Origin of the sequence: Bradyrhizobium sp. LA6.8 (genome assembly GCF_040547935.1) — a bacterium.
Taxonomy (GTDB): domain Bacteria; phylum Pseudomonadota; class Alphaproteobacteria; order Rhizobiales; family Xanthobacteraceae; genus Bradyrhizobium; species Bradyrhizobium barranii.
Genome location: NZ_JBEPQQ010000001.1, coordinates 1280916 through 1300450, shown reverse-complemented (window position 1 = coordinate 1300450; position 19535 = coordinate 1280916). Strand labels below are relative to the sequence as shown.

At 63.6% G+C, this 19535-nt stretch carries 24 protein-coding genes; 5 read left to right on the top strand and 19 right to left on the bottom strand.

Annotated elements, in window-relative coordinates; translation table 11 throughout:
* Positions 1–84: 84 nt before the first annotated feature.
* The 4 genes from ABIA90_RS05765 to ABIA90_RS05750 all read right to left on the bottom strand — a co-directional run bounded on the left by ABIA90_RS05765 (position 85) and on the right by ABIA90_RS05750 (position 4934).
* Complete coding sequence (locus ABIA90_RS05765; protein WP_354117578.1) at positions 85–1677, bottom strand: class I adenylate-forming enzyme family protein; 1593 nt, start codon at positions 1675–1677, stop codon at positions 85–87.
* Between the two features lie 75 nt (positions 1678–1752).
* Positions 1753–2337: an NnrU family protein gene (locus ABIA90_RS05760; protein WP_063983728.1), complete on the bottom strand. Its 585-nt coding sequence runs from the start codon at positions 2335–2337 to the stop codon at positions 1753–1755.
* Positions 2338–2503: 166 nt separating this feature from the next.
* Complete coding sequence (locus ABIA90_RS05755) at positions 2504–3082, bottom strand: UCP034077 family protein (RefSeq protein WP_354117577.1); 579 nt, start codon at positions 3080–3082, stop codon at positions 2504–2506.
* 232 nt (positions 3083–3314) lie between these two features.
* Positions 3315–4934: a peptide chain release factor 3 gene (locus ABIA90_RS05750; RefSeq protein WP_354117576.1), complete on the bottom strand. Its 1620-nt coding sequence runs from the start codon at positions 4932–4934 to the stop codon at positions 3315–3317.
* 158 nt (positions 4935–5092) lie between these two features.
* On the opposite strand from ABIA90_RS05750, the gene sugE reads away from it, so the two are divergent.
* The gene (gene sugE, locus ABIA90_RS05745) at positions 5093–5407 is read left to right on the top strand and encodes a quaternary ammonium compound efflux SMR transporter SugE (protein WP_208086389.1); all 315 of its coding nucleotides are present in this window, start codon (positions 5093–5095) and stop codon (positions 5405–5407) included.
* On the opposite strand, the gene ABIA90_RS05740 is transcribed toward sugE, so the two are convergent.
* The 7 genes from ABIA90_RS05740 to ABIA90_RS05710 form a co-directional block, all read right to left on the bottom strand.
* Complete coding sequence (locus tag ABIA90_RS05740; protein ID WP_008143644.1) at positions 5400–6407, bottom strand: inorganic phosphate transporter; 1008 nt, start codon at positions 6405–6407, stop codon at positions 5400–5402. The two genes, sugE and ABIA90_RS05740, sit on opposite strands and share 8 nt — an antisense overlap.
* Before the next feature lie 15 nt (positions 6408–6422).
* Entirely contained in the window at positions 6423–7067 is a 645-nt protein-coding gene (locus tag ABIA90_RS05735; RefSeq protein ID WP_014495845.1) for a DUF47 domain-containing protein, read from the bottom strand.
* A gap of 156 nt (positions 7068–7223) precedes the next feature.
* The gene (locus ABIA90_RS05730) at positions 7224–8192 is read right to left on the bottom strand and encodes a branched-chain amino acid ABC transporter permease (RefSeq protein WP_135215252.1); all 969 of its coding nucleotides are present in this window, start codon (positions 8190–8192) and stop codon (positions 7224–7226) included.
* 1 nt (position 8193) lies between these two features.
* Positions 8194–9057: a branched-chain amino acid ABC transporter permease gene (locus ABIA90_RS05725; protein WP_063983732.1), complete on the bottom strand. Its 864-nt coding sequence runs from the start codon at positions 9055–9057 to the stop codon at positions 8194–8196.
* Positions 9058–9129: 72 nt separating this feature from the next.
* The gene (locus tag ABIA90_RS05720) at positions 9130–10350 is read right to left on the bottom strand and encodes an ABC transporter substrate-binding protein (protein WP_071914736.1); all 1221 of its coding nucleotides are present in this window, start codon (positions 10348–10350) and stop codon (positions 9130–9132) included.
* A gap of 48 nt (positions 10351–10398) precedes the next feature.
* Positions 10399–11145 (bottom strand): ABC transporter ATP-binding protein, encoded by a 747-nt coding sequence (locus ABIA90_RS05715; RefSeq protein ID WP_063983734.1) that lies wholly within the window; start codon positions 11143–11145, stop codon positions 10399–10401.
* Complete coding sequence (locus ABIA90_RS05710) at positions 11138–11893, bottom strand: ABC transporter ATP-binding protein (RefSeq protein WP_063983735.1); 756 nt, start codon at positions 11891–11893, stop codon at positions 11138–11140. The genes ABIA90_RS05715 and ABIA90_RS05710 overlap by 8 nt, the downstream gene beginning before the upstream one ends.
* A 302-nt stretch (positions 11894–12195) precedes the next feature.
* On the opposite strand from ABIA90_RS05710, the gene ABIA90_RS05705 reads away from it, so the two are divergent.
* Positions 12196–12888: a hypothetical protein gene (locus tag ABIA90_RS05705; protein ID WP_354117575.1), complete on the top strand. Its 693-nt coding sequence runs from the start codon at positions 12196–12198 to the stop codon at positions 12886–12888.
* Positions 12889–12927: 39 nt separating this feature from the next.
* Here the strand turns inward: ABIA90_RS05705 and ABIA90_RS05700 are convergent, their stop codons facing one another.
* Positions 12928–13281: an ArsC family reductase gene (locus tag ABIA90_RS05700; protein WP_014495852.1), complete on the bottom strand. Its 354-nt coding sequence runs from the start codon at positions 13279–13281 to the stop codon at positions 12928–12930.
* Between the two features lie 104 nt (positions 13282–13385).
* On the opposite strand from ABIA90_RS05700, the gene ABIA90_RS05695 reads away from it, so the two are divergent.
* The 3 genes from ABIA90_RS05695 (at position 13386) to ABIA90_RS05685 (ending at position 15389) form a co-directional block, all read left to right on the top strand.
* Positions 13386–13757 carry a tRNA-binding protein gene (locus ABIA90_RS05695; RefSeq protein WP_354117574.1) on the top strand — a complete coding sequence of 124 codons (372 nt, stop codon included), beginning with the start codon at positions 13386–13388 and terminating at the stop codon, positions 13755–13757.
* Positions 13758–13970: 213 nt separating this feature from the next.
* Positions 13971–14603: a TetR/AcrR family transcriptional regulator gene (locus ABIA90_RS05690; RefSeq protein WP_354117573.1), complete on the top strand. Its 633-nt coding sequence runs from the start codon at positions 13971–13973 to the stop codon at positions 14601–14603.
* A gap of 3 nt (positions 14604–14606) precedes the next feature.
* A complete protein-coding gene (locus tag ABIA90_RS05685; RefSeq protein ID WP_247311502.1) occupies positions 14607–15389 on the top strand; it encodes a sulfite exporter TauE/SafE family protein in 783 nt (260 codons plus the stop codon).
* A gap of 2 nt (positions 15390–15391) precedes the next feature.
* Here the strand turns inward: ABIA90_RS05685 and ABIA90_RS05680 are convergent, their stop codons facing one another.
* From ABIA90_RS05680 to ABIA90_RS05650, 7 genes are all read right to left on the bottom strand, one after another.
* Positions 15392–16096: a glutathione S-transferase family protein gene (locus ABIA90_RS05680; protein ID WP_354117572.1), complete on the bottom strand. Its 705-nt coding sequence runs from the start codon at positions 16094–16096 to the stop codon at positions 15392–15394.
* Between the two features lie 92 nt (positions 16097–16188).
* Complete coding sequence (locus ABIA90_RS05675; RefSeq protein ID WP_354117571.1) at positions 16189–16332, bottom strand: hypothetical protein; 144 nt, start codon at positions 16330–16332, stop codon at positions 16189–16191.
* Positions 16333–16450: 118 nt separating this feature from the next.
* Complete coding sequence (locus tag ABIA90_RS05670) at positions 16451–17116, bottom strand: DUF429 domain-containing protein (RefSeq protein WP_354117570.1); 666 nt, start codon at positions 17114–17116, stop codon at positions 16451–16453.
* Positions 17117–17144: 28 nt separating this feature from the next.
* Positions 17145–17492 carry a carboxymuconolactone decarboxylase family protein gene (locus ABIA90_RS05665; protein ID WP_354117569.1) on the bottom strand — a complete coding sequence of 116 codons (348 nt, stop codon included), beginning with the start codon at positions 17490–17492 and terminating at the stop codon, positions 17145–17147.
* A gap of 3 nt (positions 17493–17495) precedes the next feature.
* Entirely contained in the window at positions 17496–18017 is a 522-nt protein-coding gene (locus ABIA90_RS05660) for an RNA polymerase sigma factor (protein WP_354117568.1), read from the bottom strand.
* Positions 18014–18223: a YgaP family membrane protein gene (locus ABIA90_RS05655; protein ID WP_354117567.1), complete on the bottom strand. Its 210-nt coding sequence runs from the start codon at positions 18221–18223 to the stop codon at positions 18014–18016. Before ABIA90_RS05655 ends, ABIA90_RS05660 begins: the two co-directional genes overlap by 4 nt.
* Before the next feature lie 95 nt (positions 18224–18318).
* Positions 18319–19503: a serine hydrolase domain-containing protein gene (locus ABIA90_RS05650; RefSeq protein WP_354117566.1), complete on the bottom strand. Its 1185-nt coding sequence runs from the start codon at positions 19501–19503 to the stop codon at positions 18319–18321.
* Between the last annotated feature and the right edge of the window lie 32 nt (positions 19504–19535).

The following is a 19535-nucleotide window of genomic DNA, read 5'->3' as shown; positions in this document are numbered from 1 at the left end:
CCCTAACGATATGGCGGTGGCAAGGCAAAGCGAGCCCAATCAAGGCGTTAACCACCCGGAACAGCCCGGAGTCGCCTACCCGGCTCAGGTTCCCAGGAGCTCCCGCAGCTGCCGCTTCAGCACCTTGCCGTTGGCATTGCGCGGCAGCGGCTCGGAGGTGATCGCCATGGTTTCGGGGACCTTGTAGTCGGACAGCCGCTCCGCGCACCAGGCGCGCAAGGCTTCGCTTGCCACCTGCGCCCGCGTCACCACCACGGCGTGGACGCGCTCGCCCAGCACCGGGCAGGCCTTGGCAATGATCGCGCTCTCGACCACGGCGGGGTGGCCGGCCAGCACGGACTCGACCTCGGCCGAATAGATCTTCAGGCCGCCGCGATTGATCATGTCCTTCTGCCGGTCGAACACGCGGACAAACCCCTCCGCATCGACCGAGCCGAGATCGCCGGAATGCCAGAATCCGCCCGTGAAGCTTTCGGCCGTCGCCTTCGGGTTATTCCAGTAGCCCTTGATGACGGAGGCGCTCTGGATCCAGAGCTCGCCGATCTCGCCATGAGGCAGCTCGCGCCCGTCCGCTCCCATCGCGACGATGCGGGCACCGGGACACGGCAGGCCGACACTGTCGATGTGGCTCGCGGTCAGCTCGCCCGGCATGATCGTCGAGGGCGACGTCGTCTCGGTCGAGCCGTAGCAGTTCGCGAGCTTCAGGCCGGGAATCGTCGCCTTGAGCTTCTCGATGGTCGCGACCGGCATCGGTGCGCCGCCAAAGCCACCGATGCGCCAGCTCGAGAGATCGTAGCTGTCGAAATCGGGCTGGAGCAGGCAGAGATTGTACATCGCCGGCACCATCACCGTGTAGGTGACGCGCTCGCGCGCGGCGAGCTTGAGATAATCCGCGGCCTTGAACTCCGGCATGATGATCAGCGCGCCGCCGCAGCGGATCATGGTCGTGATGTTGGCGACGACGCCGGTGACATGGCCGAGCGGTACGGCCGCGATCGAGCGGTCCGCTTCCGTCAATTGCAGGCAGGAGACGAACACCATCGAGGAATGGACGATGTTGCAATGGGCGAGCATCGCACCCTTCGGCTTGCCTGTCGTGCCCGAGGTGTAGAGGATCATCGCGGTGTCCTCCTCGCCGATCTCGACCGGCGCCGATGCCGGGACGTTGTCGGCGAGCACGGCGAAACGCGACAGGGCCTGATTGCTGTCGACGGCGATGCGGTGGATGACATCGGGGACATCAAGCGCATCGGGCAGCCGCTCGGTGAGCCCTGCTTCATGGATCAGGATCCTGGCGCCGCAATCGGCGAGGACATAGGCGATCTCGGGCTTCTGCTGGCGCGTGCCGAGCAGCACCGTGACCAGCCCCTCGTGGGCCGCCGCGAACAGCAATAGCGGAAACTCGATGCGGTTGCCGAGCAGGATCGCGACGCGATCGCCGCGCTGCAGGCCGAGCTTGCGAAAGCCGGCCGCGATCCGCGCAGCCTGCTCCACGGCCTGCCGCCAGCTCAACCGGACATCGCCTGCGATCAGCGCTTCGCCGTCCGGATTGCGGGCGCAAGCGTCCGCGATCATCGCCCACAGGCTCGCCGGCCGGTCGCTGAAGGCCGGCACCACCCGATCGCCGAAGCGCGCCTCGAACCGCATCGGCGGGATCTGAGATTGCGACCAGTCCATCGGGATGCCCTCGGCTGTTGCTTGTCACGTTCCGCGCACGGCTGCGCGGAACCGTCTTGCGCTGATCGGCTGTCGTCAGCCTCCCATGACGGGAACGCCGATCACAACCGGGTGGAATGCGAAGGCCAGCGCGAGATAAGCGACGACACCGACTGCAACGGCGATCAGATCATTGGTGACCCCGCCCACCGGAATCGGCGGGCCGCCGCCATCGGTGCGATGCTTCAGCGAGATGCGGTCGTACACGGCCCAGCCCAGGAACGAGCCAAACAGGATGATGGAGCCGAGATCACCATTGGCGAGCAGATGCGCGGCCGCCCACAATTTGATGCCCGCCAGCATCGGATGCTTCAGCGTCGCATAGATGCGCCCGCGCAAGTAGGACGCCACTACCAGGATAACCGCGGGCAGCATCAGCGCGACTGTAATGTGCTTGAATGCGACCGGCGGCTCCCAAACCGGGATCATTCCGGCAGCGCGATAATGGGCGAAGCCCCAGATGATCAGCGCCAGTCCCGCAAGCGAGACGGCCGCATAGAGGATCTTGTAGGTCCCCTCGCCCAGTCTCGCGATCGCCTGCGCGCGCGCCTCTCGTTTCGTTGTGAAAACATGGGCCGCAAAAAACAGCATCAGCCCCAGGATCATGACCAGCAGACCCACGACATCCTCCCCTCAACCAGCGCCCCCGCCTATGGCGTATCATCGATTGGGCGCGGGTCGCAACTCTCACGCCTCATGGTGAGGCGTGCAGGCTCGAGTCTGCAACAGCGCGGCCTTCATCCTGCGAGACCCGCGCAAGCGCAGTCCGCAAGATGCGGGGATAGAGCTATTTTCCAAGCTCGCGATTATCGACATAGCGGATCGCGATCGGGCGTCCGGCCAGAGCGCCGCCGAGGCCGTTGGTGAATTTGAGCGGCAGGCAGGCTTTCAGCGATGAATTGATCGCGTTGAGATAGGTCGTTCGGGTATCGGCCGGGACGCCGGCGGTCGCATAGGTCAGCTGCGGCGGACCGATCATGCCGCCTGCCTTGTTGAAGCTGAAGCGCACCGCCATCTGCATGCCCGCGCGCGCATTGCCCGATGGCGGCGACCAGCAGGTGCGCAGCTCGGCGAAGAGATCGCCGATCGTATCGAGATCGTGATCTGGCTTCCGGTATTTGGCGCGATCAGCCTCCGTCGGCACGGTTTCGATCGTGAGCTGGAGGTTCTGACCGTAGGGGTAATCGATCTCGGGAATGCAGGGGCCGGGCTCGAGCGGGCTGCAATAGTACGGCGTGCAGGGCCGGCCGGCGAGCACGCTGCACGGCTCATGCGAAAACGGGATCGGATTGATCTGGCGGCGCTGCGCATCGGCGGCAACCGTCGATATCGCCAACAGGAGGAAAACGAGGATGCCGCGCCACATGATGCGAGCTCACAATGTCACACGCACAAACGTGGCATTGCCAACGAACGCGTCAAGCCCGCGGCTGTTCACATGCTCGCGTTTAGCTCCGGTGTCGTCGCCCGACTCGACCGGGCGACCCAGTACTCCGAGACGGCGGTGATGGAATCGAAAGGCTGCGGCGTACTGGATTCCCCGCCTTCGCGGGGAATGACAGCGGAGTGTGGCCACGCAGCAGCGCGCAGAGACCGCCCTACCCCTTCTTCTTGACGTCCTTGACGTTCGTGAACTCGATGCCCTCGGCGCGCTCCCTGGCGTAGCCGAGATAGAACTCGTTTCTCGCCAGATACACGGGATCGCCGTCGACATCGTCGGCGATGCTCGAGGTGTTGGCGGCGATGAAAGTGTCGAGCTTCTTGCGATCTTCGGATGAGACCCAGCGGGCGAGCTGGAACTCGCTGACCTCGAACTCGACCGGCAGCGAATATTCCGCCTCGAGCCGTGCCTTCAGCACGTCAAGCTGCAGCGCCCCGACCACGCCGACCAGCGCCGGTGCGCCGTCGCGCGGGCGGAACACTTGCACAACGCCCTCTTCGGACATCTGCTGAAGCGCTTCCTTCAGCTTCTTCGCCTTCATCGCGTCGGTGAGACGCACGCGGCGGACGATTTCCGGCGCGAAGCTCGGTACGCCGACGAAGGTGAAATCCTCGCCCTCGGTCAGGGTGTCGCCGATGCGCAGCGTGCCGTGATTGGGAATACCGACGACGTCGCCGGCGAAGGCTTCGTCCGCGACCGACCGGTCCTGCGCGAAGAAGAATTGCGGGCTCGACAGCGGCATGCTCTTGCCGGTGCGCACCAGCTTCGCCTTCATGCCGCGGCTGAGCTTGCCGGAGCACAGCCGCGCAAAAGCAATGCGGTCGCGGTGGTTCGGATCCATGTTCGCCTGGATCTTGAACACGAAGGCGCTCATGCGCGGGTCGGTCGCCTCGATCTTGCGCTGGTCGCTCTCCTGCGCGCGCGGCTCCGGCGCGAACTTGCCGAGACCTTGCAGGAGGTCGCCGACGCCGAAATTGCGCAGCGCGCTGCCGAAATAGACCGGCGTCAGATGGCCCTCGCGAAAGGCGGCGAGCTCGAACGGTTTCGAAGCCTCGGTGACGAGCTCGAGCTCGTCCTTCACCGCGGAGACGTCAAGATTGGCGTTGAGCTTGGCCAGTTCCGCAATCTCGATCTGCTGGGCCGCGCCAGTCTTGGCGCCGCCCCCTTCGAGCAGGCGCACGCCGCCATTGGCGACGTCATAGGTGCCGAGGAAATCGCGGCCGCGGCCGACCGGCCAGGTCATCGGCGTGGTGTCGAGCGCCAGCGTCTTCTCGATCTCGTCGAGCAGCTCGAAGACGTCGCGGCTCTCGCGGTCCATCTTGTTGATGAAGGTGATGATCGGAATGTCGCGCAGGCGGCAGACCTCGAACAGCTTTCGGGTGCGCGCCTCGATGCCCTTGGCGGCGTCGATCACCATGACAGCGGAGTCGACCGCTGTGAGCGTACGGTAGGTGTCCTCCGAAAAGTCCTCGTGGCCCGGCGTGTCCAGGAGGTTGAACACGAGACCCTCGAACTCGAAGGTCATGACCGAGGTCACGACCGAGATGCCGCGCTCGCGCTCGATCTTCATCCAGTCCGAACGGGTGTTGCGCCGCTCGCCCTTGGCCTTGACCTGGCCGGCGAGATTGATGGCGCCGCCGAACAGCAGCAGTTTCTCGGTCAGCGTGGTTTTGCCCGCGTCCGGGTGGGAGATGATCGCGAAGGTGCGCCGCCGCGCCACCTCGGTGGCAAGCGGGGAACGGGCCGGCGAGTCGGCTGATATGGCGATGTCGGACATGGCGGGAGCGTTTGGCAGGGAAAATGGGCCTGATCAAGCCTCATGTGGTGATTGCGGAGCCCTACGGCCAGCCCCATATCCGCTCCCGGGGAGGACGGCCTCCCCCCTCATCAGCATATCCGCCGCGGGGACGACCCTGCCTTGAATGGAGGGTCGTCATGGCCTGGAGCATCCTGTTCGTCGCCGGTCTTCTCGAGATTACCTGGGCGATCGGCCTGAAATACACCGAGGGCTTTACCAAGCTTGTTCCGTCCGTCATCACGCTCGTGGCGATGGCCGGCAGCGTCATTCTGCTCGGACTTGCTCTTAAAACACTGCCCGTCGGAACCGCCTATGCGGTCTGGACCGGCATCGGCGCGGTCGGTACCGCCGCGCTTGGCATCATTCTGTTCGGCGAGCCGGCCACGGCGTTCCGCCTCGCCAGCATCGGGCTGATCGTCGCCGGCATCGCTGGGCTGAAATTCGTCACCTGACGAAAATCTGGACCGCCCACCAGGTCAGCGCCGCGACAATGGCCGAGGCCGGGATCGTGATCACCCAGGCATAGACGATCGAGCTCGCGACGTTCCAGCGCACCGCCGAGACGCGGCGGGCCGCGCCGACGCCGACGATCGCGCCAGTGATGGTGTGGGTGGTCGAGACGGGAACGCCGAGGAAGGTCGCCATGAACAGCGTCGCGGCGCCGCCGGTCTCGGCGCAAAAGCCTTGCATCGGCGTCAGCTTGGTGATGCGCAGGCCCATGGTGCGGACGATGCGCCAGCCGCCCATCAGCGTGCCCAGCGCCATCGCGGCCTGGCAGGACAGCACCACCCAGAACGGCACCGAGAATTCGCCGCCGAGATGGCCCTGCGAATACAGCAGCACCGCGATGATGCCCATGGTCTTCTGGGCGTCATTGCCGCCATGGCCGAGCGAATAGAGCGAGGCGGAGGCGAATTGCAGGATGCGGAAGGCGCGATCGACCGCGAACGGCGTCGAGCGCACCGAAAGCCAGGACACGATCGCGACCAGCATCATCGCAAGCAGGAAGCCGACCAGCGGCGACAGCACGATCGCAAGCACCGCCTTGGACAGGCCGCTCCACACCGCCGCCGAGATCCCCGCCTTGGCCATGCCGCCGCCGACAAGGCCACCGATCAGCGCATGCGAGGAGGAGGATGGGATGCCGAGCCCCCAGGTCACCAGGTTCCAGACGATCGCGCCGACGAGCGCCGCGAAGATCACCTGGGCGTCGACCACCGCGGGATCGATGATGCCGGTGCCGATGGTCTGGGCAACATGCAGCCCGAACACCATGAAGGCGATGAAATTGAAGAACGCGGCCCAGAGCACCGCGAATTGCGGCCGCAGCACGCGGGTGGACACGATGGTCGCGATCGAATTGGCGGCGTCGTGCAGGCCGTTCAGGAAGTCGAACAGCAGCGCGACGGCGATCAAGCCGACGAGGACAGGAAGTCCGAGCGCAGCATCCACGGCGCGACCCCTGCCCTAAACTTGCTCGATGACGATGCTGTTGATCTCGTTCGCGACGTCGTCGAAACGGTCGGCCACCTTTTCGAGATGGTCGTAGATCTCGACGCCGACGATGAAATCCATCGCGCTGCCATCACGGTGCTTGAGAAACAGCTCCTTCAGCCCGATGTCATGGAGATCGTCGACCCGGCCCTCCAGCTTGCCCAGCTCTTCCGTGATCGCGGTCAGCATCGCGACGTTCGGGCCGATCGACTGCATCAGCGGCAACGCCCGCCCCACGAGATTGGCGCATTCGATCAGAAGCCCACCAATCTCCCGCATCGGCGGCTCGAAGGTGCGGACCTCGAACAGCATCACGGCCTTGGCCGTCTGCTGCATCTGGTCGATGGCATCGTCCATCGAGGTGATGAGATTTTTGATGTCGCCACGGTCGAAGGGGGTGATGAAGGTACGGCGCACCGCCGTCAGCACCTCACGGGTGATGTTGTCGGCGTCGTTCTCGAACTGGTTGACACGCTGGCAGTAGACCGGCGTCTCCTCGCCCCCGTTGAGCATGCCCTGGAGTGCGATCGAGCCCTGGATCACGGTCTGTGCATGGCGGTCGAACAGGTCGAAGAACCGTTCTTCCTTGGGCAGGAAAGCGCGAAACCATCGCATCATGGGGATAGGCTACCGGTTGGAAATGGCCCGGCCCGAACTGGCCGTCACAAAACTGTCATAGACCATTTCCGCTCCGCGCGCGTGTCATCTCACGCCCGCGGAGTCGGATCATCCACCGGATTCGCGCACCAATAAAATCTGTGCGATATCAAAGGCTTATAGCGAGCGCCGGAAGTAATGGGCGATTTCGCCGATGACGCCGCGGCGGAAGGTGAGCACGCAGACCACGAAGATCGAGCCCTGGATCACCGTCACCCACTGGCCGAAGCCGGCCAGATATTGCTGCATGGCAATAATCGCGAAGGCGCCGACCACGGGACCGAAAATGGTGCCGAGACCGCCGACCAATGTCATCAGCACGACCTCGCCCGACATCGTCCAGTGCACGTCGGTGAGCGAGGCATTCTGCGCCACGAACACCTTCAGCGATCCGGCAAAGCCGGCCAGCGTGCCGGACAGGACGAAAGCCAGGAATTTATATTGGTCGGTCCGGTAGCCGAGCGAGATCGCGCGCGGCTCGTTCTCGCGGATCGACTTCAGCACTTCACCGAACGGCGAGTTGATGATGCGGTAGATCAGCAGGAAGCCGGCGAGGAAGCCGGCCAACACGACGTAATAAAGCACCGTCGGCTTGGAGAGATCGAGCAAACCGAACATCCGCCCCTGCGGAATGCCCTGAATGCCGTCCTCACCATGGGTGAACGGCGCCTGGAGGTAGATGAAGTACAGGAGCTGCGACAGCGCCAGCGTGATCATCGAGAAATAGATGCCCTGGCGGCGGATCGAGATATAGCCGGTGATGAGCGACAGCCCGAACGCCGCGGCGATTCCAACGAGGATGCCGAGCTCCGGCGGCAACGCCCACACTTTCAGCGCGTGCGCGCTGCAATAGCCGGCGGTGCCCATGAACATTGCGTGGCCGAACGACAACAGGCCGCCATAGCCGATCAGCAGGTTGAAGGCGCAGGCAAGCAGCGCAAAGCACAGCGCCTGCATCACGAAGAACGGATAGACGCCCGTGAAGGGCACCGACGCCAGCAGCAGCGCCATCACCACGAACACGACCATCTCGTCACGCATCGCGCGCGGGGTTACCGGCAGCGTGTCGTCCGTCAAGGCTGTCATATCAGGCCGCCCTTCCCGTCAGTCCCGTTGGCTTCACCAAGAGCACCAGCACCATCAGCACGAACACGACGGTGTTGGAGGCCTCGGGGTAGAAATACTTGGTCAGGCCCTCGATCACACCGAGCGCAAAGCCGGTGATGATGGAGCCCATGATCGATCCCATGCCGCCGATCACGACCACCGCGAACACGACGATGATGAGGTCGGCGCCCATCAACGGCCGCACCTGGTTGATCGGCGCCGAGAGCACACCGGCGAGCGCGGCAAGGCCGACGCCGAGACCGTAGGTCAGCGTAATCATGCGTGGCACGTTGATGCCGAAAGCGCGCACCAGCGTCGGATTTTCAGTGGCGGCGCGCAGGTTAGCACCGAGCCGCGTCTTCTCGATCAGGAACCAGGTGGCGATACACACCACCAGCGAGAAGATGACGACCCAGCCGCGATAGATCGGCAGGAACATGAAGCCGAGATTCATGCCGCCCTTGAGCTGGTCCGGAATGGCGTAAGGCAGACCGGAGGAGCCGAAATAGTTCTGGAACACGCCCTGCACGATCAGCGCGATGCCGAAGGTCAGGAGCAGGCCGTAGAGGTGGTCGAGCCCCGTCAGCCATTGCAGCATGGTCCGTTCCAGGATCATGCCGAAGATACCGACGATAACAGGCGCGATCAGCAGCGCCCACCAATAGTTGATGCCGCCGAGGCTCAGCAGGAAATAGGCAACGAACGCGCCCATCATGTAGAGCGCACCGTGGGCGAAATTGATGATGTTGAGCATGCCGAAGATCACGGCAAGCCCGAGACTGAGCAGCGCGTAGAACGAGCCGTTGATCAATCCCACCAGTAGCTGAGCGTAAAGAGCCTGCATCGATCCCGCACCCGGTCCCTTCGGCGTTGCCTGAAAATCGCCCGCAGGCCTGATCGCCTGCGGGCGGTTATCTTACTTCTTCAAGAGCGCGCACTTGCTCTCGGACAGCGGCGTGAAAGCCTGGTCGCCCGGCACGGTGCCGACCAGCTTGTAGAAGTCCCACGGCCCCTTGGACTCCGAGGGCTTCTTCACCTCGAACAGGTAGGCGCTGTGGATGGTGCGGCCGTTCGGCTGGATCTCGCCCTTGCCGAACAGGTCGTCCTCCGTCGGCAACGACTTCATCTTCTCGACGACCTTGACGCCGTCATGGGGATTGCCGCCGAGCGCTTCCAGCGTCTTGAGATAGTGACGCACGCCCGCATAGACGCCGGCCTGCACCATGGTGGGCGGCGCGTTGTTCTTCATCTTGTCGGAGAAGCGCTTGGAGAAGGCCCGGGTCTTGTCGTCCATGTCCCAATAGAACGTCTCGGTGAAGTTGAGGCCCTGCGCGGTCTCGAGGCCAATCGCCTTGACGTCGGTGAGGAACAGCAGCAGCGCCGCGAGCTTCTGTCCGCCCTTGACGATGCCGAACTCGGCCGCCTGCTTGATCGAGTTGGTGGTGTCGCCGCCGGCATTGGCAAGGCCGATGATCTTGGCCTTGGACGCCTGCGCCTGCAGCAGGAATGACGAGAAGTCGGGCGTGTTGAGTGGATGCTTGACGCCGCCGACGACCTTGCCGCCGTTGGCGGTGACCACGGCCGTGGTATCGCGCTCGAGCGCCGCACCGAAGGCGTAGTCCGCGGTCAGGAAGAACCAGCTATCGCCACCGGCCTTCACCAGAGCCTGACCCGTGGTGTGGGCCAGCATGTAGGTGTCGTAGGTCCAGTGCACCGTATTGGGCGAGCACTGCGCGTTGGTGAGGTCCGAGGTCGCGGCGCCCGAGTTGATGTAGACGCCATTCTTTTCCTTGATGACGTTGTTGACGGCGAGCGCCACGCCGGAGTTCGGCACGTCAACGATGATGTCGACCTTGTCGACGTCGAACCATTGCCGCGCGATCGCGGTGCCGATGTCGGGCTTGTTCTGGTGATCGCCGGAGATGATGTCGATCTTCCAGCCCTTCGCCGCAAGGCCGGAATCTTCGACGGCCATCTGGGCGGCGAGCGTCGAGCCGGGACCGCCGAGGTCGGCGTAGAGGCCGGACTGATCGGACAGCGCGCCGATCTTGACGGTCTTGTCCTGCGCAAAGGCTACGCCAGCCGTGGTGACGGCCAACGCCGTGCCGAGCAGAAACGACGCAATCGACTTTTTCATGCTACTTCCCTCGTGAATTTTCTCGTGGCCGTTTGACGCTTGGCCGTCTTAGACGCCGAGATAGGTGTGGAGCTTGTCCATGTTGGCGGCAAGCTCCGAATTGGAAAATCCGTCAATGATCTTGCCGTGCTCGACCACGTAATAGCGGTCGGCGACGGTGGATGCGAACCGGAAGTTCTGTTCGACCAGGAGGATGGTAAAACCCTCCTTCTTGAGCCGTGCAATGGTGTGGCCGATCTGCTGGATAATGACAGGCGCAAGACCTTCGGTCGGCTCGTCCAGCATCAGGAAGCTCGCGCCGGTGCGCAGGATGCGCGCGATCGCGAGCATCTGTTGCTCACCGCCGGAGAGCTTGGTGCCCTGGCTGTTGAGACGTTCCTTCAGATTCGGAAACAGATCGAAGATCTGCTCGAGCGGCAATCCGCCCGGGCGAACCACCGGCGGCAGCAACAAATTCTCCCGCACATCGAGACTGGAGAAAATGCCGCGTTCCTCCGGGCAGAACGCGATGCCCATCCGCGCGATCTTGTCGGAGGTCGCGCGGATGATGTCCTGGTTGTTGAACTTCACCGAGCCGGTCCGCTTGCCGATGATGCCCATGATCGACTTCAGCGTGGTCGTCTTGCCGGCGCCGTTGCGGCCGAGCAGCGTAACCACCTCGCCCGCGTTCACGTCGAAATTGATCCCGTGCAGGATGTGGGACTCGCCGTACCATGCTTCCAGGTTGCGGACCTGGAGGATGTTGCCGCCGGTTGCGGCTTTTGCGGGAGCGTCCGCGGTTGCAGTCTCACGCATGACCGGCTCCCAGATAGGCTTCCTTGACGCGCTCGTCCTTGGTGAGCTCGCTGTAATGGCCTTGCGCCAGCACCTGCCCGCGCGTCAGCACGGTGATGATGTCGGAGAGATTGGCCACGACGCTCAGATTATGCTCGACCATCAGGATGGTGTACTTCGCGGAGATGCGCTTGATCAGCGCCGCGATCTTGTCGATGTCCTCGTGGCCCATGCCGGCCATCGGCTCGTCCAGCAACATCATCTCGGGGTCGAGCGCGAGCGTCGTTGCGATCTCGAGCGCGCGCTTGCGGCCGTAGGCCATCTCGACCGCGGGCGTATTGGCAAACTCGCTGAGGCCGACATCGTTCAACAGTTCACGCGCGCGATCGTTGAAGCGGTTGAGCACGGACTTGGAGCGCCAGAAATCGAAGGAACTGCCGTGCTGGCGCTGGAGCGCGACGCGAACGTTTTCCAGCGCGGTGAGATGCGGAAACACCGCCGAGATCTGGAATGAACGGACCAGTCCCAGGCGCGCCACGTCGGCTGGCGCCATCGCCGTGATGTCCTGCCCCTTGTACAGAATTTTGCCGGCGGACGGTTTGAGGAACTTGGTCAAAAGATTGAAGCACGTCGTCTTGCCCGCCCCGTTCGGGCCGATCAACGCGTGAATGCTCCCACGGCGAACCTTGAGCGCAACGTCGCGGACGGCGAAGAAGCCCGCGAACTCCTTGGTCAAGCCTTCCGTTTCGAGAATGAACTCATCGGCCAAACAGATTTCCCCCTGCCCGCACAATACGCGTGGCTGTCCTTAGTTACTTCGGCTTTCCGGGGGCCTTGGAGCCTGTCCCGGAACGTCGCCTCCGGGCGCGGAATATGCCGGAGGTGACGGGGGTTAGGCAAGGCGGAAAGCTGAGCAGATCAGGTCTCCGGCCGGGAGGCTTATGCTCCCTTAGTCGGACGCGTTTTGATGTCGCCTGCCCGGCCTCCCGGTTCGCAAGGCACCGGTCATCAAGCCGTCGTTAACGGTCTTTCATCCCGCGCGCCAGCCTTCATAGAAAATTTTCCCGCCGCATGGATCATGCGCGGGTTTTATGCGTCGGGAATATTGTCTTGGAAATTGCCTTGGATTTTGCAAGCGCCGCTCCTTCTGTCGTCAAGTCGATCAGGCAGCGTGATCTCCTGAACACGTGGCTGCGACTTTATGCGCGCGGGCAGATGGTGCCGGCGATCTGGGAGTATCAGCCCGCGCGGCTCGAGGAAGAGCTGTCCGATCTGATCTATTATACCGTCGACATCTCGGCGCCGACGCCGCGCCTCATCATCCAGAGCGAAGGCACGCGCATCTCGCGCGCTTATGGACATACCGGCAAGGGCGTTCTGCTCGACGACTATATCGGGCCGCGCCTCGCACCCTTCGTGATGCCGATCTATTATGAATGCGTGGCGCGCGGCCTTCCGGTCTACAGCGTGGCCGACGTCGACGACATCTATGGCCGCGTGGTTGCCTATGAACGGCTGCTGCTGCCGTTCCAGACCGACGGCAAGGTCTGCCACGTCATCGCCTCGCTCAAGACGTTCTGCGAGGACGGCGGTTTCGAGATCAAGAATCTGATGCGCGGAAATGACGCGCTGCCGCGGCCGAAACTGCGCACGGTGATCGACCGCGATCTCTTCCATCGCGCTCCCGGCCGGATCGCTGCCGCCGACCTCGTCGAGTTCGCCGATCAGCCCGGCGTCACCACCGAGATCGTCGAGCTGATTTAGGGGGCAGTGCGATTTGGCGCCGACCTACTTGGCCTTGACTTACTTGGCCTTGACTTCCTTGGCATAGATGTCCGGCTTGAAGCCGACCAGAAGCTTGCCGCCGACTTCGAGCACCGGCCGCTTGATCATCGATGGTTGCGCTAGCATCAGCGCCAGCGCCTTCTTCTCGGTGAGGCCTTCCTTGTCGGAATCCGGCAGCTTCTTGAAGGTCGTGCCAGCGCGATTGAGCAGCGTCTCCCAGCCAGCCTTGTCGCTCCACTGCTTGAGCTTGTCCTTCTCGACGCCCGCCGCCTTGTAGTCGTGGAACTCGTAGGCGACGCCATGGGTGTCGAGCCAGGCGCGCGCCTTCTTCATGGTGTCGCAGTTCTTGATGCCGTAGATGATGTTGGGCAAGACCTTCCTCGCGCATGCGTCGTTGGATGACTGCAGCGTTGTACGAAACTCCGGTTCGCGCGACAACATTGCGAACGAACCTCGCTCTCCGAACGGATACATCAATGCACGTCACTCACGATCCCGCCGCGGCCGTGTCGCCAACCATCGACTTCAACAGCTTCCTCGCGGTCGATATCCGCGTCGGCACCATCGTCGATGCAAAACCGTTCCCGGAGGCGCGCAAGCCGGCCTGGCGGCTGTGGATCGACTTCGGTCCCGCGATCGGCGTGCGCAAGAGCTCGGCCCAGATCACCGAAAATCATCCGCTCGAGACACTGGTGGGGCAGCAGGTCGCGGCCGTCGTGAACTTCCCGCCGCGCCAGATCGGCCCGGTCGTCTCCGAGGTGTTGACGCTCGGCTTCCCCGATGCCGAGGGCAAGGTCGTGCTGGTGCAGCCGAGCAAGCCTGTGCCGAACGGCGGACGGCTGTTCTAGCCCCGCGATCGCGGGCCGGGCCGCCGTCACCTCAGCCATAGCCCCCGGTAATGGTTGATCCTCCTGTTTCCGGACCGTCTGGACTTGACCAAAATCGCCTTTGATAATAAAAATGACTGACTGATCGTTTTTTATTAATACCCGGCTTTGTAGGAGCCGCATCGAGCAAACGGTCAAAACGACCGATCTGTCAGTTATTTATGGACTGCCAAAATGCCCAAGATCAGCGACAAGCAACGCGAAGGTAGGCGGCAGCAGATCCTCGAAGCGGCCCTCGCCTGCTTCGCCGAGCAAGGCTTTCACCAGACCGGCATGGCCGACATCGTCAAACGGTCGGGCTTGAGCCACGGCGCGGTCTATCTCTACTTCCAGAGCAAGGACGATTTGATCGAGGCGCTCGCCGACGACCGGCATCGTCGCGAGGCCGTGCTCAACTCGGTTGCGCAGGGATCGGGTGATCCGATCGAAGGACTCCACGCGCTGATCCGCGTCTACGCGCAATGGCTCACCGATCCCGCCGGCGAAGCGCGGCGTCGCGTCGGCATCCACGGCTGGGCGGAGGCCCTGCGCAACCGCCGCGTCCGCACCAGCGTCGTCGAAGGCATCGACATGCCGCGCGCGCTGATCGTGGCGCTGGTCGAGCGCGGCCAGCATGACGGCCTGATCAAGCGCGACCTCGACGCCGATGCGATCGCGCGCGTGCTCATCGCGATCTTCCAGGGCTTCGTACTGCAGAAATGCTGGGGCGAGGATTTTGACATCGAGGCCTGCATGATGGCCGTCGGCGGCGTGATCGAGGGATTTCGCACGACCAGGCCTGACATCAAGCGACGAACCAGGACGTAAGCGATGTCCTGGATTCACGATCTCCTCGCAGGCATCGGCGTCGGTCTCGTCGGCGGGCTGACATCGGGCTTCATGGGAACGAGCCCGGGCGGCGGGCTTGTCGTCTTCACAGTGCTGCTGCTCGGCGCGGAGCAGCATGTCGCCCAGGGGACGTCGCTGATCACGCAGGTCCCGCCCACTGGCCTCGCCGGCGTACGCCGCTACTGGCAGAGCGGCAATCGCAGCCCGCTGCAATGGATCGCCTGGATCGGCCTCGGATTTCTCGTCGGCGGTGCGGGCGGCGGTTACGCCGCGGCGGCGGTCTCCGACTCGGTGCTGCAATGGACCTACGTCGTCTATCTCGTCGCATTGATCGCCCTTCTGATCCTGCGCCGCGACCGCAAGGACGGGAGCCACGCGGCCGTTGACCGAGACGAACTGCCTTGGCTCCCCCTGCTCCTCATCGGCGCGCTTGCCGGATTTTCCTCCGGCTTCATGGGCATCGGCGGCGGGCTCGCGATCACCGTCGGCCTCGCCGCGGGCCTACGCGTCCCGCAGCACCAGGCGCAACTCGTCAGCCTCATCTTCTCGGTCATCCCGACCAACATTCCGGCGGCCTGGATCTACTGGAGCAAGGGGCTCATGGTCGGCTGGCCGGCCATCATCGGGATTCTCGCCGGCCTCTGGATCGGCACCGATCTCGGCGCACGCGCGGCCAACGGCGTCAGCAAAGCGGTGCTGCACAGGGTCATGATCGCCCTCATCTCGGTGATGGCGCTCTACATGACGCATAAGGCGCTGACCTGATTCTACGGCCGCTTCGGAATGTTCAGCCCGCGCTGCACGGCAGGACGCGCCAGCCCCCGTTCGAGCCAGGCACCGACCGACTTGAACTGGCTGAATTCGACGAGATCGCCGGCGCCGTAGAAGCCGATGAGATTGCGCACCCAGCCGAGCATGGAGATATCGGCGATGGTGTAGTCGTCATCCATGAACCACTGCCGGCCGGAAAGATGCGTCTCCATCACGCCGAGCAGACGCTTGGCCTCGCTGACATAGCGGTCGAGCGGCCGCTTGTCCTCGAAATCCTTGCCGGCGAATTTGTGGAAGAAGCCGACCTGGCCGAACATCGGTCCGATGCCGCCCATCTGGAAATGCAACCACTGGATGGCCTGGTAGCGGCGCGCGGCGTCCTCCGGCAGAAGCTTGCCGGTCTTCTCGGCGAGGTATTGCAGGATCGCGCCGGATTCGAACAGCGGCAGCGGCCGGCCGCCCGGACCGTTTGGATCGAGGATCGCTGGAATCTTGCCGTTCGGATTGAGCGAGAGGAATTCCGGCGTCTTCTGGTCGTCCTTGCCGAAGTCGACGAGGTGGACCTCGTAAGGCAGACCGATCTCCTCCAGCATGATCGACACCTTGACGCCGTTCGGCGTCGGCAACGAATAAAGCTGAAGCAGTTCCGGATGCCTGGCAGGCCAGCGCTTGGTGATGGGAAAGGCGGACAGATCAGGCATCGGAACCCCTGCTTCGTTCGTGAGATGCCGCCTAATCTAGGCGAGCCGTCGAACCGCGCAAGGCCGAGCAGTGATCATGCATCGAAGCCGGACTACAAGGGCCGCAGCAGATGGCTGGCGACGTAAGCAATATCGCGCTGCGCGCGTTGCTCGATGAAGAGCTGCCCGGTGACGAGCAGCGCTCCGGTGAAAACGAGCGCGAGCATCGCGGTCGCGAACTGACTGGCATCCTTCATCGCGCGAGCTTCTCCGTCATCGGTTCGAACGGGGAACGCGGGCCGACCATCGACAGTTCCTGCACGCCTCAAATAATTTGCCACTTTATCCCGAATCGAGACGCGCGCGACCGCGACCTCAATAGTTGATCTCCATCCGCAGTCCGCGCGGATCGACCTCCTCGCCACCGACACGCTGTGTGCTATCGCGGGCCGCGACCGCGCAGGCACAGGCGTCGATGAGATCGTCGCGGCCGATGCCGGTGCCATGACGCTGCGTCAGCCATGTCTCCAAGCGCGTGAAGCCGCGCTGCGCCAGCAGCGCGATACGCTGCTCACGACCTTGCGCCGACGTCTTCTTCGGGAGACGGACTCGGCCCGCCAGATTCCAGAAGATCAATTCCGGATGCGCTTCGCCAATTGTCGCCTGCCGCGCCGACGTCATGATCTCGTCGACGTCCCTGATCTTGTCTCTGATGTTCCAGAGCTGCGCCGAAACGCCCCTGCCCTTGCCTTCCCGCTCCCAATAGTGGCGATTGGCTGCCGCCATGTCGGGAAATGTCCAGAGATCGCGGCGCGCGCCAAGAAACACGGCAGGGCCGACCAGCTCGCGTGCGCGCAAGTCGCACACACGATAGCCGCTCGGATTCAATCCGATCGGCATGTCGATCATCGCACGCGCATGCGGCATCGCGAGCAAGCGCGTCAGGCCCGGCGAATAATCGAAGCCGTGATCGCCGCGCTCGTCGATCCAGGCTGCGACCCAGCCGAAGCGAAACCCATCGAGACCGAGATAGTTTGGCAAATCATGCGTCCCGACGTCGACAAGACATCTATGCTTCTCCCTCGTCTCGATGGCGCTCGAATAACCGCTGCGCCAGCAGCGCATGGCTGAGCGTACCACCGGCGCGCACGGCCGCGGCGATCAATGCCGCTTCGGCGACTTCCTCCCGCGTCGCGCCGGCTTTCGCTGCCTGCGCCGTATGCACGTCGAGGCAATAGGCGCATTGCGTAGTGAGCGCGACCGCGAGCGAGATCAGCTCGCGGTATTTCGGCGGGATCAAACCGTCCTTGCGCTCGACCGCGTGGTTGAAGGCAAGGAACGCGTTGGCCTCGAGCGGCGCCAGCGCTACGAAAGCCGGGACAGACTTCAGATCGTCAGGCGTTTGATAATCGGTCATGTCTCACCTCGTCAGATATTCGCGCATCAGGGCGCGGGCGCGATGCAGGCGCGCCTTCACGGTCTGCCTGGACGCACCGAGCGCGGCGGCGATTTCGTCGATGGTCATTTCCTTGACGTCCCGCATCAGCGCGACATCGCGGTAGTGCGCGGGCAACGCTTCGAACGCAGCCGCCACGTCAAGCCGCAAATCCGCTTCGGAGCGCGACAGCAGCAGAGCCTCCGCCTCGCCGTCGTCGATCGATGGCGCAAGCCCCGCCTTGCGCGCGAGCCGCAGACATTCGCGGTGGACCACGCTGAACAGCCACGCGGAAAGAGCGACGAGCGAGCGGATCGTGCCGACATGGCGGAACAGGATCCACATCGCCTCCTGGGTTGCATCCTCGGCATCCGCCGAGCTGCGGCAGGTGGCGCGTGCGTAGCGGCGGATATCCGGCTGCGCCGTCTCAAGCAGGGACGCGATCGCCTGGGGATCGCCGAGCCGGGCCGCCTCGAACAGGCTTGACGAGATCGCCGCCGCACTCACGACACGCCTCCTCGTCCGATCCCGGCCATCGCGCACATCGGGCAATAGCCGACGAGCCCCGTCAGTGCGAAGCCTGCGCCCCCGAGCGCCACCAGCCATGCCGCGACGCCGGCGAGATATACGAATGCGGCAATCGCAACCGCAATTCCGAGCACAACCCGCACGGCCTGATGCAGACCGCCGATATTCTTCCTGTAGAATGCCATCACATCCTCCGAAATGAGCCGAAGCAAAATGCCTCGACCATCAAGAGGACGCGAAGGCCAGAAAGGATTCGCGGACGCCGGCGATTTTTTCGCGATCAGCCCCCGACCGCCTGGTAGGCCAGGCGCTTGAACTCGAAGAAGAAGGGGTTCCAAAAGCCCATATGGCGCTGGGCCATCAGCACGCCGGCGGTGTTGGCCTGCGGACAAATCCACCAATGGGTGCCGGCAAGCCCGCCCCACTGGAATTCGCCGGTCGAATTCGGGGGATCGAACGGCGTCGGCGCAAAGGTGACGGCGCCGCCGAGACCAAAGCCCTTGCCGGGAATCGGCCCGAGATTGGCAAATCGGATGGTCTGGCCCGCGGGCAACTGGTTCGTCATCATCTGCCGCAGCGTGTCGGGCTTCAGCAGCGCATCCGGACCGGGGAGCAGCGCGCGTACCAGCGTGAGCATGTCGGGCAAGGTCGAGACCAGACCGCCGCCGCCCGAGAGCCGCGGAAACGGCCGCCGATAGGCCTGCGGATAAGGCAGATTGTCGGCCCGCGTCAGGCCCGGCTTCATCGGATCGAGCACGTCGGCGCCGGTATAGAGTGCAACCAGCCTGCCGTGCTGCGCCTCGGGCACTGAGAAGCCGGTGTCGACCATACCAAGGCGATCGAAGATGCCCGCCTTGAGGAAGGTGTCGAGCGCATGGCCGGAGACAACCTCGACCACACGGCCGAGCACGTCGGTCGCCACCGAATATTCCCAACCCGTGCCGGGATGATAAGACAGCGGCAGATCGGCAAGCTTGTCGATCATGTCGGTCAGCGGCGTGAGCGGGTTGAGCACGCGCGCCTCGTTATAGCCTTTGAACAGCACCGTGCCGGGATCGAAGATGCCGTAGCTGAGGCCCGAGCTGTGGGTCAGCAGCTGGCGGATCGTGATCGAGCTCTTCGCCGGCTCGACATCGGCAAGGCTAGCGGCACCCTGCTTCAGCACCTTACGATTGCCGAGCTGCGGCAGGATTTTTTCGACGGGATCATCAAGCCCGATGCGGCCCTCCTCGACTAGCAGCATGATCGAGCACGTCACGAAGATCTTGGTATTGGAAAACGCGCGGAAAATATGGTCAGACCGGAGCGCCGTCTTCGCCTCGCGATCGGCAAAGCCGACGCATTGCTGGTCAACCACCTCATGACCACGGAGCACGGCCCAGGACACACCCGGAATGATCTCCTGATCGACATAGCGTTCCATCGCCGTCCGTGCGGCGGAAAAATCCGTTGTCCTGACGTCCATGTGTTTCCCCCAAATTATGGTTGGGATGGATA

Excerpts from the sequence above, each read along its gene's own strand:
- ABIA90_RS05765 (WP_354117578.1), bottom strand. The coding sequence starts at position 1,677 with ATGGACTGGTCGCAATCTCAGATCCCGCCGATGCGGTTCGAGGCGCGC.
- ABIA90_RS05755 (WP_354117577.1), bottom strand. The coding sequence starts at position 3,082 with ATGTGGCGCGGCATCCTCGTTTTCCTCCTGTTGGCGATATCGACGGTT.
- ABIA90_RS05750 (WP_354117576.1), bottom strand. The coding sequence starts at position 4,934 with ATGTCCGACATCGCCATATCAGCCGACTCGCCGGCCCGTTCCCCGCTT.
- sugE (WP_208086389.1), top strand. The coding sequence starts at position 5,093 with ATGGCCTGGAGCATCCTGTTCGTCGCCGGTCTTCTCGAGATTACCTGG.
- ABIA90_RS05735 (WP_014495845.1), bottom strand. The coding sequence starts at position 7,067 with ATGATGCGATGGTTTCGCGCTTTCCTGCCCAAGGAAGAACGGTTCTTC.
- ABIA90_RS05730 (WP_135215252.1), bottom strand. The coding sequence starts at position 8,192 with ATGACAGCCTTGACGGACGACACGCTGCCGGTAACCCCGCGCGCGATG.
- ABIA90_RS05725 (WP_063983732.1), bottom strand. The coding sequence starts at position 9,057 with ATGCAGGCTCTTTACGCTCAGCTACTGGTGGGATTGATCAACGGCTCG.
- ABIA90_RS05720 (WP_071914736.1), bottom strand. The coding sequence starts at position 10,350 with ATGAAAAAGTCGATTGCGTCGTTTCTGCTCGGCACGGCGTTGGCCGTC.
- ABIA90_RS05715 (WP_063983734.1), bottom strand. The coding sequence starts at position 11,145 with ATGCGTGAGACTGCAACCGCGGACGCTCCCGCAAAAGCCGCAACCGGC.
- ABIA90_RS05705 (WP_354117575.1), top strand. The coding sequence starts at position 12,196 with ATGGATCATGCGCGGGTTTTATGCGTCGGGAATATTGTCTTGGAAATT.
- ABIA90_RS05695 (WP_354117574.1), top strand. The coding sequence starts at position 13,386 with ATGCACGTCACTCACGATCCCGCCGCGGCCGTGTCGCCAACCATCGAC.
- ABIA90_RS05690 (WP_354117573.1), top strand. The coding sequence starts at position 13,971 with ATGCCCAAGATCAGCGACAAGCAACGCGAAGGTAGGCGGCAGCAGATC.
- ABIA90_RS05685 (WP_247311502.1), top strand. The coding sequence starts at position 14,607 with ATGTCCTGGATTCACGATCTCCTCGCAGGCATCGGCGTCGGTCTCGTC.
- ABIA90_RS05680 (WP_354117572.1), bottom strand. The coding sequence starts at position 16,096 with ATGCCTGATCTGTCCGCCTTTCCCATCACCAAGCGCTGGCCTGCCAGG.
- ABIA90_RS05675 (WP_354117571.1), bottom strand. The coding sequence starts at position 16,332 with ATGAAGGATGCCAGTCAGTTCGCGACCGCGATGCTCGCGCTCGTTTTC.
- ABIA90_RS05665 (WP_354117569.1), bottom strand. The coding sequence starts at position 17,492 with ATGACCGATTATCAAACGCCTGACGATCTGAAGTCTGTCCCGGCTTTC.
- ABIA90_RS05655 (WP_354117567.1), bottom strand. The coding sequence starts at position 18,223 with ATGGCATTCTACAGGAAGAATATCGGCGGTCTGCATCAGGCCGTGCGG.
- ABIA90_RS05650 (WP_354117566.1), bottom strand. The coding sequence starts at position 19,503 with ATGGACGTCAGGACAACGGATTTTTCCGCCGCACGGACGGCGATGGAA.